This is a genomic window from Alloalcanivorax xenomutans (assembly GCF_900217905.1).
Lineage (GTDB): Bacteria > Pseudomonadota > Gammaproteobacteria > Pseudomonadales > Alcanivoracaceae > Alloalcanivorax > Alloalcanivorax xenomutans.
This window is the reverse complement of record NZ_OBMO01000002.1, coordinates 156,601-172,791: the sequence shown is the minus strand read 5'-3', so window position 1 is coordinate 172,791 and position 16,191 is coordinate 156,601. Positions and strand designations below refer to the sequence as shown.

Sequence of the window (16,191 nt, the reverse complement as noted above, 5' to 3'; positions counted from 1 at the left end):
GCCTATGCTTTCCCGCTGGTTGACCGCCGTGGTGCTGTGCCTGCTGGCCGCCACGGCGCAAGCCGATGCCACTGCCGATCACTGGCAATACACCGTTCGTCCCGGCGACACTCTGTGGAATCTGTGTGAGCGTTTCGCTCAGGACCCGGTATTTTGCTGGCGCCAACTGGCGGCGAACAGCGCGGTGGATGATCCCTATCGCATGTCTCCGGGCAAGGTCATTCTGATCCCGCTCGCCTGGCTCAAGGAGCAACCGATGCCCGCCCGTGCCGAACGGGTCAATGGCCAGGTCTGGCTGCGGGTCGGCGATAACGATCCGGAACCGGTGGAAAACGGCGCGGAGATTGCCTTCGGTGACACCATCGAGACCGGCGAGGCCGGCAGTGTGGTAGTGCGTTTCGCCGATAATTCCGAAGTGGCGGTAAAGCCCGACACCGTGCTCAAGGTGAATCATTACCGGCGTTTCGTTGATGTTGGCAACGAGCCCACGGAGCTGGAACTGGAACGGGGGGCCATCCGCAACACGGTCACGCCCCGGGATACCGATGCCCGGGTGTTCCGTGTCTATACCCCCGGCGTGATGACCGCGGTTCGCGGTACCGAGTATCACGTTCGCGTCACTAATGACGCCGTCACCCTCAGCGAGGTGGTGAAAGGCGAGGTGGAGGTTGCCGCCGCCCGCAGCGCCACGCCGGTGCCCGCCGGCTATGGCACGGTGGCGCGGGACGGCCAGGCGCCGGCCCAGCCGGTTAAATTGCTGCCGGCTCCGCGGGTGACATTGAAAGCCGGTGGTCGCAGCCTGCGCGCGGAGTGGCCGCCGGTGGAAGGCGCCGAAGCCTATTCGGTGGAGCTGTTCGATGCCGATGGTGTCCTGCTGCAAAGTGAGCAGGTCAGCGAGCCGCAATGGCGCGCCAAACCCGAGGCCGGTGATTATCAACTGCTGGTAAGGGCGATTGATGCGCGGGGATTGCGTGGCCAGGAACACTTGCTGGACGCCACGGTGAGTAAAGGCGCCTGGCCCTGGGACGCTCTTCTGTTCATCGGCGGTGCCGGTTTGCTGCTCGCGCTTTGACCCTCCATGTCCCGGTGGCCACCGTCCAGGGCGGCCACCTTCATTCTCGATGCGCTTCTTCTTTTTGCCGCCTTCGTCGCGTAAAAAAACATTGGAAATGAAAGGCGTGGATCGGGATAGTGATAACTCCGGTTTGATGCCATAACAAAGGCGCCCGGCGGTATCCAAGGGAAGAGGTTCGGGGTTCATGAGTAGAGGGTTCGATAGCCACCAGCGCCGTTATCTGGTTGAGCACATGTCCGTGCTGTTGGTGGTGGCGAGCCTGTGTACCCTGCTGTCCATCAGTGGCGGTCTGTCTTTCCTCAATCGTTACGTCTACGACACCCTGCTGCCGCGGCTGCCGATGGAGCCCTCCGGCGACATCCTTATTGTCGGCATCGATGAGTACAGCCTGCGGGAAGTGGGGCGCTGGCCCTGGGATCGCAGCATCCATGCCCGTCTGATTGATCAACTCTCCAAACAGGGTGCCCGTGGGGTGTTGATGGATCTGATCCTGTCGGAGCCGGACCGGTCACGTCCGGCGGCGGATCAGGCGCTGGTCCGGGCGCTGTCCGAGAACGGCAATGTTTATCTGCCGGTGCATGTGGAGCAACTGCGCTCCGGCGGGCAACTGATCGAGGTATTGCCGGCGGGGCCCTTCGCCCGCGCCGCCCGGGGGCTCGGCCATGTGGATCTGGAGCTGGATGGTGACGGGGTGGCCCGTTCGGTCTACCTGCGTTCCGGGATCGGACAACCCTGGTGGCCGCACATTACCCAGGCGATGCTGGAAGGCGAGGGCCTGATCCCCGAGGACCGCTTTCCCGCCGGCGAAAACGACGATTTCGTCGGTCTGGCCAATGTTCGCAAATACCCCCGTTACATCCCGTTCGCCGGCGGCGCGGGAAGCTATCCGCACGTCTCCGCGGTGGATGTGCTGGAGGGCCGGGTTCCGGACCAATTGATCAAGGACCAGTTCGTGTTCATCGGCGCCACCGCCGCGGGGCTGGGCGATATGCTGCCGACCCCCATGGCCGGGCAGGGGGACCTGATGGCAGGCGTCGAGATCAACGCCAATATCTTCGATGGTCTGCGCCATGAGCGCATGATTTCAGGCATGAGCCGGCCCTGGGCCATAGCCCTCGGCGTGTTGCTGGCCTTACTGGCACCGCTGCTGCTGCCGTTCTTCTTGCCGCGCTGGAGTATTCCGCTGATTCTCGGCTCCCTGCTGTTCACGCTGGGAATCTGCTACGCGCTTTTGGCGGTCTGGCAGATCTGGTTTCCGCCGGCGGCCTCGGCCATCGCCGCGGTGGTGGCTTATCCGCTGTGGACCTGGCGGCGCCTGGAGTACTCCATGGCGTATATGCGTAATGCTCTGGAGCGCTTGGCGGAATACAGTGATCTGAACCGCCGTCTCACCGAGCCGGCGCCGCTGTCGCGGATGCTGCGCATGCTGGATCAGGTGCTGCCGGTGCGGGCCTGGCGGCTGCAGGCCCAGGCCGGCGCCCCGGTGTCCGGCGGCGAGCAACTGGAAGCCACGGCCTGGCGGGGGCAGCTGTCCCGCCGCTATCCGTTCCGCCATGACGGCAAACGTTATGAACTGACCGTGGTGTGGCGCCAGGCTCTGGATGCGGACACTTATGATTACTGGATTCGCGCCATGCTGGCGCGTACCGAAACCCATCAGGCCGGTATCGGGCCCCGCTACGAGGTGCTGGAGAAGCATATCGAGCGATTGCGCCGGGAGGAGCACCGCCAGCAGGCCCTGACCCGCTTCTTCCAGGTTGGTCTGGCGCAGATGAGCGAAGGAGTGCTGATCACCGATGCCTGTGGCGGCGTGGTGTTCATGAATCCGCAGGCGTCCTATCTGCTCAGTATCGAGGGCGTGGCCCAGGACACCCTGGGGCTGGCGGATATTGGCCGCGAACTGGAATTCACCGGTGATCGCGGTTGGCGCACGCTGCTTCAGGAAGCGCTGGCGGATGGCCGGGTGCAGAAAGAATGCCGTAACCGCCGTGGCATGGATCTTTATCTGGATATGATTCTGGTACACGCCGGCGACCAGCCGGGGCGCATGCTGATCATCAGTCTCAAGGACATTTCCGACGTCAAGCAGGCCATGCGCACCCGGACCGAGATGCTTGATTTCCTGTCCCATGATCTGCGTTCGCCGATGGTGTCGGTGCTGGCGTTGGTGGGCAAGATGCGGCATGGCCCGGACGGGGAGCGGTTGTCGGACTTCCTGGACAACGTGGAGCATTACGCCGAACGTAACCTGAACATCGCCGAGCAGTTCCTGCAACTGGCCCGGGTCGAGGGAGTGGATTCGGTGGAGATGATGGAGCTGGACATGCTCGATGTGGTGGAATCCGCCATCGATCAGGTGCAGATCCAGGCCCAGGCCCGGGATATCACCTTGCGGTTCGCCTATGACGAGACCGAGGAGGTCTGGGTAAAGGGCAATAACGAGCTACTGGAACGGCTGGTGGTGAATTTGCTCACTAATGCGGTCAAGTACAGCTATGAAGGCAACTCGGTGGATGTGCGCCTGTTTACTCAAGGGGGGCAGGTGACCTGTGAGGTGCGGGATCGCGGCGTGGGCATTCCGGAGGCGTTCCAGGACAAGCTGTTCGACCGTTTCAGTCGCGCCAGCACCAGCGGCGGGGCCCGTACTCGCGGGGCCGGCCTGGGGCTGCGCTTCGTCAAGGTGGTGACGGAGCGTCACGGTGGCGATATCAAGGTGGCCAGCGCTCCCGGCGAGGGCAGCCGTTTTACCCTGTTGCTGCCACGAATCCAGTTATCCTGAGCTAGGGCCTGTTCAGCCTATTTCCATCCCGCCTGCTGGATGCCCATTTTGCCTCCAGATAGCTACTCCCAAGGTACTGATTTTATCCCCGCGATTTCTGAGGGTATAATCGCGCCCGCAATAACAAACAGAGCCGGCACGTCTCTGAATGAGTCCCGGCCCCGAGGGGCAGCCGGGCGTTATTCAAAGCTGTGTTTCGGGACATACCAATAACCGAGGTGGAACCGTGAAAAAAATGCTGACTGCTGGCCTGATTGTACTGGCCACCCTGTTCGCCGGCGCTGTAATGGCCGCCAGCACCAAGGACATTTCCCCGTATCCTCTGGGCGAGCGCTCGGTTCTGGGTGACCGTGCCACCGCCGAGCGGATCAAACCGGTGGGGTCCGTGTGCGTGGAAGGCGAAGAGTGCGGCAGCGCGGTGGCCGCCGCGGAAGGGAGCGGTGAACCCCGTTCCGGCCAGGCCGTGTACGATACCGGCTGTGCCGCCTGTCACGCCACCGGCGCCGCCGGCGCGCCCAAGTTCGGTGATGCGGGTCAGTGGGCCAGCCATATCGAAAAGGGCATGGACACCCTGGTCAAGCACGCTTTCGAAGGCTTCAATGCCATGCCGCCCAAAGGCATGTGCATGGATTGCTCCGAAGAGGAAATCCGCAACGCGGTGGAATACATCGTCGAGAACAGCCAGTAGTTTCGGCGGATACGCCATTCGCTGCCAAGGCAGCTCCCACAGCGGCTTCGTAGCAGAGCCTGTGGGACGCTGGTTTGCCAGCGAATGGGCCTTGGCGGCAAAGGATTCGCTTGCAGCGGCTCGCCGCCCGGATAAAGCTCCAGCGGTTTCATGGCCCGGTTCGTGGGCTTTCCGGAACCCTGTTACTCCAGCAGCGCCTTGAGATTGGCCAGGCTGGCTTCGGCCATCTCGTTGTCCCGTTCCTCATCGCGGGGGGCGCCTTCTCCGATATATTCCAGATCGTCCGGCGGCAGTTCGTCGATAAAACGGCTCGGTGTGGTATCCACCTTCTCGCCATACTGTTTGCGGGTGCGCGCCTGGGTCAGGGTGAGGGTTTCCCGCGCCCGGGTGATGCCCACGTACATCAGGCGGCGTTCCTCGACGATATTGTCTTCCTCGATGCTGGTGCGGTGGGGAAGCAGCTCCTCCTCCACGCCCATCATGTAAACATGGGGAAACTCCAGCCCTTTTGAAGCATGCAGGGTCATCAACTGGACCCGGTCGGAGTCGTCTTCCTCGTCCTGCTGCTCCAGCATGTCCATCAGTACCAGCTTGCCGATTACCGCTTCAAGGTCGCTGGACCCGTCGTCCTCTTCTTCCTGCTTTTCCAGCATGCGCTCGATATTGCGCACCAACTGCCAGACGTTTTCGATGCGCTTTTCACCGATGCGCGGGCTGGAGGCGTTTTGCATGATCCAGCCTTCGTAGTCCATTTCGGTGATCAGTTCCTTCACCGCCTGCAGGCTATTGTGCCGGAAGCAATGTTCACGCTTGCCATCAAGCCACTGTTTGAACTCCCGCAGTTTCTCCGCCGCCTTCGGTGGCATGGCCTCGCTCAGACCAAGGTCGCCGCAGACGTGATACAGGCCCTGATCGCGCCGGCCCGCCCAGGCCGCCAGCTTTTCCAGGGTGGCCGGGCCCACCTCCCGGCGGGGCGTATTGATGATGCGCAAAAAGGCGTTGTCGTCGTCCGGATTCACCAGCAAGCGCAGATAGCACATCAGATCCTTGATCTCGCTGCGCGAGAAGAAACTGGTGCCGCCGGAGACCTTGTAGGGAATCGACAGCGATTGCAGCTTCATTTCCAGGATGCGGGACTGGAAGTTGCCGCGATAGAGAATGGCGAAGTCCTTCCAGTGCAGCCCCCGCTGCAGGCGGCGGTGAAACAGATCGCCGGCGATCCAGTCGGTTTCCCCGTCCTCGTCGCGCAGCGCCGCCACCCGTATTGGTTCGCCGTAGCCGTAGTCCGACCACAGGCTTTTCTCGAACACGTGGGGATTGTTGGCGATCACCGTGTTGGCGGCCTTGAGGATGCGGCCGGTGGAGCGGTAATTCTGTTCCAGCTTCACCACTTTCAGGGCCGGCCAGTCCTGCTGCAACTGATCCAGGTTTTCCGGGCGGGCGCCGCGCCAGGCGTAGATTGACTGGTCGTCATCGCCGACCACGGTGAAGCGGCCTTCCGGCAGGGTCAGCATGCGCACCAGCTCGTACTGGGCGCCGTTGGTGTCCTGATATTCGTCCACCAACAGGTATTGCAGGCGATGACGCCACTTCTCCAGAATCCGTGGCTGTTCGCGGAACAGCTGCACCGGCATCATGATCAGGTCATCGAAATCCACCGCGTTGCAGGCGCGCAGCATGCGGTTGTAGCCGCTGTAGGCCATGGCCGCGCGTACTTCTTCCTCGGTCTGGGCCTGGCTCACCGCTTCCTCGGGGGAGACCAGCTCGTTCTTCCAGTCCGACAGGCATTTGTGCACCGCTTCCACCGCGTTCAGGTCCCGCTCGGATTCCCCTTGAAGCAGGATTTCCTTGAGGATCTCACGGCTATCGGTCTGGTCGAGAATGGAGAAGCCGGAACGCAGGCCGCAGGCCTTGAGTTCGCTTTTGAGAATGCGCAGACCCAGGTTGTGGAAAGTGGAGACGATCAGGCCCCGGCTCTGGCCGCCCTGGACCAGGCTTTGCACCCGTTCCTTCATTTCCCGGGCCGCCTTGTTGGTGAAGGTCACGGCGGCGATGCGCCGGGCCGGCACGCCCCGCTCCTGGATCAGCCAGGCGATCTTGCGGGTGATCACGCTGGTCTTGCCAGACCCCGCTCCGGCCAGCACCAGCAGTGGGCCGTCGGCGTAATGGACCGCTTCCCGTTGGCGAGGATTCAACGAGGTCATGATGGCTCCAGGGGTAAACGAAGGCGCGTATCATAGCAGCCACGGCGGCATGAAACAGTGTCCGCCGACGCCTGATGACGAAGGCGCTATACTGCCCGCCATGCGTCTCGACTACTTCGTTGCCCACGCCACCGGGCTCACCCGCAAACAAGTCAAAACCCTGATCCGCTCCGGCGCCATTCAGGTGTTCGACGGTGCCGGCGGCGAGCTGCCCGCCAAACCGGAGCGGCGTCTGCAAACGGATATGCGGGTGCTCTGGGAAGGACGGCCGCTGAGACTGGAAGGGCATCGTTATTTGATGCTGCACAAGCCGGTGGGCGTGGTCTGTTCCACCGACGACCCGGGCCACCGCACCGTTCTGGATCTGCTGCCCGGTGACCAGCGCGCCGGGTTGCATGCCGCCGGCCGGCTGGATCTGGACACCACCGGACTGGTGTTGCTCACCAGTGATGGCCACTGGTCCCACCGCATCACCTCGCCACAACACCATTGCAACAAGCGTTACCGGGTCACCACCGCCGAACCAGTGACCCGGACTCAGGTTGATGCGTTGTCGGCGGGCGTGGTGTTGCGCGATGATCCCCGCCCCACCCGGCAGGCACACGTGGAGGTGGTGGATGCTCTGTGTTTGCGCCTGACCATCAGTGAGGGGCGTTATCACCAGGTCAAACGGATGCTGGCGGCGGTGGGTAACCGCGTGGTGGCATTGCATCGGGAGGCGGTCGGCGACGTGGTACTGGACCCGGCTCTGGCGCCGGGAGAGTGGCGCCCGCTCACCGAAGCGGAGCAGAAGCGGCTGGGCCCGCCGGGTTGAGCACGGTGCCAGCCGGGTTCGTCGGATCGGACGACGAGGGCGGGCCGCGACAAGGTTAGATTGGAGATCGGGTTCATGCCCGTCGCGCGCCGTAGCCGCGGGCCTCCGGGACCGCGGGTGCGGCGCGCAGCTTATTCGAGAGCCTGCCGTACCGGGGGGTTGATTGGCCGCCCGCCATCGTTGATCACCGCCACAATTGCGCCCCATCCGCCATCCGCGCCGCTGTTAGTGGGGCTCCTGTGTTCCCAAGGGGCGGAACAGCGGCCGGGGACGGGTTTGGGTTTCCCGTGGTAACGGCGCATAGTGCAGGGGGAGTCCGGGTTACGGTTGCCATCGAGGGGGCGGCCTGGACCGCCACTTGTCATTTTCGGACACGGTTGAGCACAGGTGTATGCTTGAGGTTATGAACAGGACGCTACACAACGACCCCGCACTGGCCAGTGATCGTTCGCCGATCCCGGTTAACTATGTGCGTAATCTGGTGGAGCTGGCCCGCGAAGCGGGGCTCGACCCGTCCCGTTTATTGGCACACGCCGGCTTGTCGGAGCCTCAGGTGTACAGTGCCGAGCCGGCGTTGAGATTCGATCAGTTCCGCCGTGTCATGGCCAGCGCCCGGGAGCTGTCCGGCGATCCCGCCATCGCTCTGAGCCTGGGGCAGCAGCTTACCGTTACCGCTCATGGCCTGCTGGGCTACGCCGCCATCAGCAGCCGTGACCTGGGGGATGCGCTGCAATTGTTGGAGCGCTATTTCCGCACGCGTACCCGCCTGTGTCTGCCGCGTCTCGATGTGGAAGAGCCGTGGGTGCGTTTCGCCCTGATGGAAAGCTACGATCTGGGTGAGATTCGCCGCCCCTATCTGGAAGTGGTCACCGCCGCGCTGGTGGCCGGATTGCGTTATTTGCTTGGCGATCGTTTTCAGGGTGCGGCTCTGACCCTGCCCTATGCGTCGCCGGACTACGCCGCGCGGTATCAGGAGCTGCTGGGCATGACCGTTCGCTTCGGCGCTGATACCGCCGTGCTCAGTTTTCCGGCGGCCCTGTTGAGGGAGGCTCTGCCGATGGCGGACGCATCCTCCCGGCAAATGGCCGCCCAGCGGTGCGAGGAGGAACTGCAACGGCTGGAGGCGGATCAGGACTGGGCCTCGCGGGTGCGCGCCCGTCTGATGCAGGCGGAAGGTGCCTTGCCGAGCCTCGAGCAACTGGCCACCGGGTTCCACCTGACCTCACGGACCCTGCGCCGCTATCTCGCCGCGCTGGGCGTGAGCTACCGCTATCTGCTGGAAGAAGTGCGCATGGCCCGCGCGGTACGTTATCTCCAGGCCAACCTCACCGTGCAGCAAGTGGCACAGAAGCTGGGTTACGCCGAACCCAGCAACTTCACCCGGGCTTTCCGCCGCTGGACCGGCCGTCCGCCCAGCGACTATCTGGGTAACCTGTAAGTTTCCGCCCTCGCCCCATCGGCCAAGATGTAACAGGCCGCGACAGACTTCACTCCAGACACTGGAAACCGGCACAATCAATGCCCTCTTTCGGGCCCTTAGTCCTCCGAGATCGGGTTCCTGCGGTCCGTTTTTGCTTGGTTTTTTATAGACAGGTTTGGGAGACAACCATGTTCGATATCACTAACAAACGCGTTCTTATCACCGGTGCTTCCAGCGGTTTTGGCGCCCGTTTCGCCGAAGTGCTGGCCGAGCACGGTGCCGATCTGGTGCTGGCGGCACGGCGGGTGGACAAACTCGAAGCCACCGCGGAAAAAGTCCGCGCCCTGGGGCGTGACGCCCGGGTGGTGGAAATGGACGTGTCCGATCACTCCAATGTGGCGCGGGCTTTCGAGAACATGCCGGCCCTGGACGTGGTGGTGAACAACGCCGGGATCACCCGGGAAGGCGCCACCGACACCCTCTCCGAGGAAGACTGGAACGCGGTGGTGGACACCAACCTCAACGGCGTCTGGGCGGTGAGCAAGTTCGCCATCCAGCAATGGCGCCGGGACGAGCGCCCCGGCAACATTATCAATATCGCTTCCATCCTCGGCTTGCGGGTGGGCGCCATGCTGTCCCCGTACACCGTGTCCAAGGCCGGCGTGGTGCAGCTGACCAAATCCATCGCTCTGGATTACGCCCGCTACAACATTCGCTGCAACGCCATCTGCCCGGGTTACATTGAAACCGACATCAACCGGGAGTTTTTCCAGGGCCCCCATGGTGGCAAGCTGATCAAACGCATCCCCTACCATCGCCTGGGCCAGATCGACGAGCTGGCCGGTCCGTTGCTGCTGCTTGCCTCCGACGCCTCTTCCTACATGAGCGGCGCGGCGATTCCGGTGGATGGCGGCCACCTGTGTAATACGCTTTGATGTCCCGTTATCCTCGCCCGGCTTGCCGCCGGTATTGTTCCGGGGTGGTGCCGGCCAGACGCCGGAACATGGCGATGAACGCGGACGGGTTGCTGTAGCCCAGATCATAGGCGATGGCGTGGACGCTGTGTTCTTGCTCCAGGGCCTCCAGCGCTAGCAGGTAACGCAACCGCTGGCGCCACTCCCCCAGCGGCATGCCCAATTCCCGGTGACACAGGCGGGCCAGGGTGCGTTCGGTCATGTTGGCCTGCCGCGCCCATTGCACCTGGGTGCGATTATCCGCGGGGTTGTCCCGCAGCGCCTCCAGGACCCTGCCGAGCACCGGGTGATCCGTGTAGGGGAGGAAGTAGGGGACTCCCTGAGCACTGAGGCTGAGCTGGTCCAGCATCACCCGCGCCAGCCGCTGATCGCTCTCGTGCTCCGGCTCGTGCACGCCGCGCCGGGCGAAATCCACCAGGATGGCCTTGAGGATGTCGGTGATCGCCACCGTGCAGGCCTGGGTCGGCAGATCCCCGCACAGCGTCGAGTCGATATACACCGAGCGGTAGATCACGGCATTCGGGTTGTAACTGCCATGGGCCGCGCCGGGCGGAATCCATACGGCATACTGAGGCGGCGACAAAAACCGCTTTCCCTCCACCCGCAAATGCATGATGCCCTGGGTGGTGTAGTTGAGCTGGCCCCAGTCATGGCGGTGCTCCAGCGACTCACTGCCGGCCGGGAATTCGTCGTAGCGGAAGTACACCGGCGACGGCAGCGTGGTGAAATCCGGCAGTGGCAGATAATGGGGCGCTGTCATGTCCGAAATCCCCTGTGGGTTGTCTGGATAGGAGTATAAGGCTTATTTCAGACAGCGCCATAATGGCGCCTCGAAAAAGGGAGGCCCCTGGTATGGCGTATTTGCTTCCGTTGGCGGCGGTACTGATCTGGTCCGGCAACAATGTGGTCAACAAGTTGGCGGTGGGCGTGCTGTTCCCGGCGGAAATCGGCTTTTATCGCTGGGTGCTGGCGGGGGCATTGCTGACGCCGCTGATGGCGCCGCGACTGTGGCGGTACCGTCATCAGGTGAAACCGCTGATTCCCCGTATCATCGTGCTCGGTTTGCTGGGCATGGCGGTGTACCAGACCCTGGCCTACTATGCCGCCACCCTCACCAGCGCCACCAACATGGGCATCATCCTGTCGCTGATGCCCTTGATGGCATTGGGTTTATCCACGGTATTGCTGGGCCTGCCCCTGACTCTGGGGGCACTGGTGGGCGCGGTGATCTCCCTGGGCGGCGTGGTGCTGGTGGTCTCTTCCGGTGACTTCGCCACTCTGGTTGCCCGGGGCATTAACCAGGGTGATGCCCTGATGGTGCTGGCGACCTTCGCTTACGCGGTCTATGGCGTGTTACTGAAACGCTGGCAGCCGCCCTTGCCGGCCATGCTGCTGCTGTACCTGCAGGTGCTGGTGGCGCTGGTGGCGCTGTTCCCGCTGCTGTTGCTGTCACCCCAACAGGGAGCCAGTGTCGAGGCCGTGCCGCTAGTGATCTATGCCGGGGTACTGGCCTCCATGGTGGCGCCCTTGTTGTGGATGCAGGGGATCGCCCGGCTCGATCCCAGCCGCATGAGCCTGTTCTTCAATCTGATGCCTCTGCTCACCGCGGTGATCGCTTCAGTATTGTTGCGCGAACAGCTGACCTGGGCGCATCTGATCGGCGGCGGGCTGACCCTGGCCGGCGTGATCCTGGCGGAAACCTGGCGGCGGCCGTTGCGCCGCGCCGGCGGCGTCAGCTTTCCTGGTTCCGCCGATAGCTGAGCGCCTCGCTCAGGTGAGCGCGGTCCACCCGGTCCGCGCCCGCCAGATCGGCAATGGTGCGGGCCACCCGCAAGCTGCGGTGCAGCGCGCGGGCGGACAGGCCAAGCCGTTCCATGGTCTCGATCAGCCAGGCGCGGTGCGGCGCCAGTATCGCTTCCAGCGTGTCGGCGGGCAGGTCCCGGTTGAGCCGGCTCTGGCGTTGCTGCTGCCGCTGGCGGGCGGCGATCACTCGCTGGCGTACCCGTTCACTGCTCTCTCCGGGCTGCCCTTGCAGCAGTTCCGCCGCCGGCAGCGGCGGCAGGTCCAGGTGCAGATCAATGCGATCCAGCAGCGGCCCGGACAGGCGCGCCTGATAGCGGCGGGCCTTTTCACAGCGGTAGCCACAGCCGCGTTCGGGATCGCCAAGATAGCCGCAGGGGCAGGGGTTCATCGCCGCCACTAGCTGGAAGCGGGCAGGGAACGTCAGTTGCTGGGCGGTGCGGGCGATGTGCACCTCGCCGGTCTCCAGCGGTTCCCGCAAGACTTCCAGCACGCGCCGTTCGAATTCCGGCAACTCATCAAGGAACAGCACGCCATGATGGGCCAGGGAAATTTCCCCCGGCCGTGGGCGGCTGCCGCCGCCCACCAGGGCAATGGCGGAGGTGGTGTGATGGGGGCTGCGGTAGGGGCGTTGCAGAAAGTGCTCCGCTGGCCGGCTGGCGCGCAGTGAGTAAACGGCCGCCACCTCCAGAGCCTGGTCCCGGTCCAGTGGCGGCAGCAGGCCCGGCAGCCGTGACGCCAGCAGACTTTTACCGGCCCCTGGAGGGCCGCACAGTAGCAGGGAATGGCCGCCGGCGGCGGCGATTTCCAGCACGCGCTTGCCACTGATCTGACCCCGCACATCGGCCAGGCAGGGATGATGCGGGGCCGATTGACGGTCGATGTCCGGGGCGGGGTGGCAAGGCAAGGGCGTGGCGCCGCGCAGATGGGCGCAGAGATCATTGAGGCTGGTCACCGCCAGGGTACGGGCGCCAGCCAGTGCCGCCTCGTCGGCATTTTCCGCCGGCACCACCAGGGTATGACCGGCATCGGCGCAGGCCAGCGCGGCGGGCAACAGCGCCGGCACCGGATTGAGACGGCCGGACAGCGCCAGCTCGCCAATGAATTCGTGGCCATTGAAGTCCACCCGTCCCAACTGGCCGCTGGCCAGCAGGATGCCCAGGGCGATGGGCAAGTCGAAACGACCGCCGTCCTTGGGCAGGTCCGCCGGTGCCAGATTGACGGTGATGCGCCGTTGCGGAAATTCGAAGCCGCTGGTGACCAGCGCCGAGCGGACCCGGTCGCGGCTCTCCCGGACCGCGGTATCCGGCAGGCCGACAATGGTGAAACCGGGCAATCCCGGCGCCAGATGGGTTTCCACCGTTACCGGAACGGCATCGATGCCCCGGCTGGCGCGGCTGAGCAGGCTGGTAATGTTCATGCCATCGAGGGTAGGGCAACGGGCCCGGAAAGACTGTCAGCCAGGGTGGTGACGGTGAGTGCGATATTGTCGTCGGCGCGCGTAGGAAAAAGGCCCGGAGCGAGTCAGTGCTGGTCCGCCCAGGCCTGGATCAGTGACAGTGCCTTGTGCGCCGCCGGCGACAGGGTGCGGTTGGCCAGGCGCGCCACCGCCAGTTCCACTTCCTGATGACTGTCCTGAATGTTCAGCCGTACCAGCCGCCCCGCCGCCACCTGGGCGCGGCAGACCGAGGGCGTGGCGCTGAGCACGGCATCGGTCCGGGTCACCACCTCGCGCAGGGTCACCAGATCGTTGCATTCGAGGCTGAGGGCCAGGGCTTCTCCGGGGGACTGGCCCAGCCTCCGTTTCAGACGGTTGCGGGCGGTTTCCGGCAACGGCACGGACACCAGTGGATAGTCGCCGAGATCGCGCGTGGCCACCGCTCTTCCATCCGCCAGGGGGTGCCCCCGGCGCACATACCAGCCGGCGGCCTCCTTCGACAGGGGCTGGCTTTCCAGGGCGGAGTCGTGGGGCACGGTACGCCGTTCCACCACGGCGAAATCCAGTTCCTCCGTTTCCACTTTACGCAGCAGGGTGGCCCAGTCGTTCACTTCCACTTTGATTTGCAAATGCGGGTATTCGCTCATCAGGGTGCCGAGCACGTCCGGCAGCAGAATGGCGGAAGGGTAGGAGCCGGCGCCGAAGCGGACCTCGCCCATCTCGTGATTGCGGATCAGGGCGGCGTCCCGGCGCAGACCGCGGGCTTCGAACAACACCCGCCGGGCACGATTGATCAGTTGCTGGCCGGCGGCGGTGGGGACCACGCCCTGGGGAGTGCGGTCGAACAGGCGGATACCCAGCTCGTGTTCCAGGTTCTGGATGCCACGGGTCAGGGCGGGTTGGCTCAGGTGGGTGCGTTCCGCGGCTTTGACGAAGGAGCGCTCCTCGGCCAGGGCCACCAGTTGTTCCAGCCGGCGCAGATTCATGAATGCGATAAATGCATTGATTTAATGAATGTTATGCATTTGTAACATTGCGGGCGCCGGCGTACAACAGGGCGCACCCCTGCCCAGCCCGGAGAATCCTCATGTGTGATCAATCCAAGCCCGCCCAGCCCGCTACCATCGCCTGCAATCATGGTTGGCGGGACCGCCTGCCGTTCGAGGACAGAACCGATTTCGAAAATGCCCGGCGTGGTTTTATCGCCACTTTCGATGGCGACGAGGTGCGTCGCGAGGATGGCCGGGTGGTGTGGGATTTCCGCGCCTATGATTTCCAGGAAAGCGAGGAAGCGCCGGATACGGTAAACCCCAGCCTGTGGCGGCTGGCGCGTCTGAATAACCACACCGGTCTGTTCCAGGTGTGCGAGCGCATCTACCAGGTGCGTGGTTTCGATCTTTCCAACATGAACATCATCGAAGGCGACAGCGGTTTGATCATCATGGATCCGCTGGTCAGCGCCGAGGTCGCCAAGGCGGGACTGGAACTGTATTACCAGCACCGTCCGCAACGCCCGGTGGTGGCGGTGATTTACACCCATAGCCACGTGGATCATTTCGGCGGCGTGAAAGGGGTGATCAGCGAAGAGGAGGTGCGCTCCGGCAAGGTGCGGGTGTACGCCCCGGAAGGGTTCATGGAAGAGACGGTCAGCGAAAACGTCTACGCCGGCCCGGCCATGCGCCGCCGTGCGCAGTACATGTATGGTGGCTTGCTGCCGAAGGGGCCGCGCGGTCAGGTGGACGCGGGGCTGGGCAAGGGCACGTCCCGGGGCACCGTGACTCTGATCGCGCCCACCGATGAAATCAGCGAGGCGTTTGAAACCCACACCATTGACGGTGTGGAAATCGAATTCCAACTGACCCCGGGCACCGAAGCCCCGGCCGAAATGAACCTGTATTTTCCGCAATGGCGGGCACTGTGCGTGGCCGAGAACGCCTGCCAGTGCATGCACAACATTCTCACCATCCGTGGCGCGCTGGTCCGTGATCCGCGCATCTGGTCCTACTATCTCGGCCAGACCCTGGCCCGCTACGGGGATCGCAGTGATGTGCTGTTCGCCCAGCACCATTGGCCCACCTGGGGCGCGGACAATATCCGTGAGTACCTGGCCGATCAGCGGGATATGTACGCTTTCCTCAACGACGAAACCCTGCGCCTGCTCAATCACGGGCTGACGCCGATGGACATCGCCGAGCACATCAAGAGCCTGCCACAACCGTTGGCGCAACGCTGGCATGCCCGTGATTATTACGGCTCGGTGAGTCATAACGTGCGTGCTGTGTACCAGCGCTACATGGGGTTCTACGACGCCAATCCGGCGCACCTGAATCCGCTGCCGCCAGTGGCAAGCGCCCGCCGTACCATCGAGTGGATGGGCGGTGCCGAAGCGGTATTGGAAAAAGCCAGAGCAGAGTTCGAGCGCGGTGAATATCGCTGGGTGGCGGAGATCGTCAACCAGGTGGTGTTCGCCGATCCGGACAACGCCGCCGCCCGGGAATTGCAGGCCGATACCCTGGAGCAACTGGGTTATCAGTGCGAGAACACCACCTGGCGCAACGCCTACCTCACCGGTGCCCAGGAGCTGCGCAAGGGCGTCAAGCGGGTGCCGGGCGGGCAGGCGCCGGATCTGGTGCGGGCGCTGACTCCGGCGTTTTTCTTTTCCTTGCTGGCGATCCGGCTGGACAGCGAAAAGGCCGTGTCACAACCGATGACGCTGAATTGGCACTTCCCGGATCTGGACCAGGACTTCGCCTTGACCGTGCGCAATGGCGTGCTCACCTATCTGGAAGGGCACCGTCATGATAACGCTGACGCCAGCGTCACAATGGGCAAGGCCGACCTGGATCAGGTCGGGCTGGGCAAACTGACGTTGCCGCAGTGCATGCAGGACGGCCGGCTGGCGGTGGCCGGGGATCAGGCGAAGGTGGCGGCTCTGTTCGGCATGCTCGATCAGTTCCAGTCTTCCTTCAATATCGTTACCCCGGCGACGCTGGGGTAAC

Annotated in this window: 12 protein-coding genes; 8 read left to right on the top strand and 4 right to left on the bottom strand. The window is 63.8% G+C overall.

Annotated elements, in window-relative coordinates; genetic code table 11:
• Positions 1–4: 4 nt before the first annotated feature.
• From CRO06_RS02410 to CRO06_RS02400, 3 genes are all read left to right on the top strand, one after another.
• On the top strand, positions 5–1,072 hold the full coding sequence (locus CRO06_RS02410; protein ID WP_022994764.1) for a FecR family protein: 1,068 nt from the start codon (positions 5–7) through the stop codon (positions 1,070–1,072).
• A gap of 187 nt (positions 1,073–1,259) precedes the next feature.
• Complete coding sequence (locus CRO06_RS02405; protein ID WP_026948315.1) at positions 1,260–3,854, top strand: CHASE2 domain-containing protein; 2,595 nt, start codon at positions 1,260–1,262, stop codon at positions 3,852–3,854.
• Between the two features lie 235 nt (positions 3,855–4,089).
• The gene (locus CRO06_RS02400; protein WP_022994766.1) at positions 4,090–4,542 is read left to right on the top strand and encodes a c-type cytochrome; all 453 of its coding nucleotides are present in this window, start codon (positions 4,090–4,092) and stop codon (positions 4,540–4,542) included.
• Positions 4,543–4,724: 182 nt separating this feature from the next.
• Here the strand turns inward: CRO06_RS02400 and rep are convergent, their stop codons facing one another.
• Positions 4,725–6,746, bottom strand: coding sequence for a DNA helicase Rep (gene rep, locus CRO06_RS02395; RefSeq protein ID WP_022994767.1), 2,022 nt, complete (start codon positions 6,744–6,746; stop codon positions 4,725–4,727).
• 49 nt (positions 6,747–6,795) lie between these two features.
• Between rep and CRO06_RS02390 the strand changes: the two genes are divergently transcribed.
• The 3 genes from CRO06_RS02390 to CRO06_RS02380 all read left to right on the top strand — a co-directional run bounded on the left by CRO06_RS02390 (position 6,796) and on the right by CRO06_RS02380 (position 9,915).
• On the top strand, positions 6,796–7,560 hold the full coding sequence (locus CRO06_RS02390; RefSeq protein ID WP_218839858.1) for a pseudouridine synthase: 765 nt from the start codon (positions 6,796–6,798) through the stop codon (positions 7,558–7,560).
• Positions 7,561–7,963: 403 nt separating this feature from the next.
• A complete protein-coding gene (locus tag CRO06_RS02385) occupies positions 7,964–8,998 on the top strand; it encodes an AraC family transcriptional regulator (protein WP_097057662.1) in 1,035 nt (344 codons plus the stop codon).
• A 170-nt stretch (positions 8,999–9,168) separates the two neighbouring features.
• On the top strand, positions 9,169–9,915 hold the full coding sequence (locus CRO06_RS02380; RefSeq protein WP_097057661.1) for an SDR family NAD(P)-dependent oxidoreductase: 747 nt from the start codon (positions 9,169–9,171) through the stop codon (positions 9,913–9,915).
• Between the two features lie 7 nt (positions 9,916–9,922).
• Here the strand turns inward: CRO06_RS02380 and CRO06_RS02375 are convergent, their stop codons facing one another.
• Positions 9,923–10,714, bottom strand: coding sequence for an AraC family transcriptional regulator (locus tag CRO06_RS02375; RefSeq protein WP_022994771.1), 792 nt, complete (start codon positions 10,712–10,714; stop codon positions 9,923–9,925).
• Between the two features lie 92 nt (positions 10,715–10,806).
• Between CRO06_RS02375 and CRO06_RS02370 the strand changes: the two genes are divergently transcribed.
• On the top strand, positions 10,807–11,715 hold the full coding sequence (locus CRO06_RS02370) for a DMT family transporter (protein WP_097057660.1): 909 nt from the start codon (positions 10,807–10,809) through the stop codon (positions 11,713–11,715).
• Here CRO06_RS02370 and CRO06_RS02365 read toward each other — a convergent pair.
• Positions 11,687–13,174: a YifB family Mg chelatase-like AAA ATPase gene (locus tag CRO06_RS02365; protein WP_097057659.1), complete on the bottom strand. Its 1,488-nt coding sequence runs from the start codon at positions 13,172–13,174 to the stop codon at positions 11,687–11,689. The genes CRO06_RS02370 and CRO06_RS02365 overlap by 29 nt on opposite strands.
• 104 nt (positions 13,175–13,278) lie before the next feature.
• On the bottom strand, positions 13,279–14,178 hold the full coding sequence (locus CRO06_RS02360) for a LysR family transcriptional regulator (protein ID WP_063141139.1): 900 nt from the start codon (positions 14,176–14,178) through the stop codon (positions 13,279–13,281).
• Between the two features lie 101 nt (positions 14,179–14,279).
• On the opposite strand from CRO06_RS02360, the gene CRO06_RS02355 reads away from it, so the two are divergent.
• Complete coding sequence (locus CRO06_RS02355; RefSeq protein WP_097057658.1) at positions 14,280–16,190, top strand: alkyl/aryl-sulfatase; 1,911 nt, start codon at positions 14,280–14,282, stop codon at positions 16,188–16,190.
• Position 16,191 lies beyond the last annotated feature (1 nt).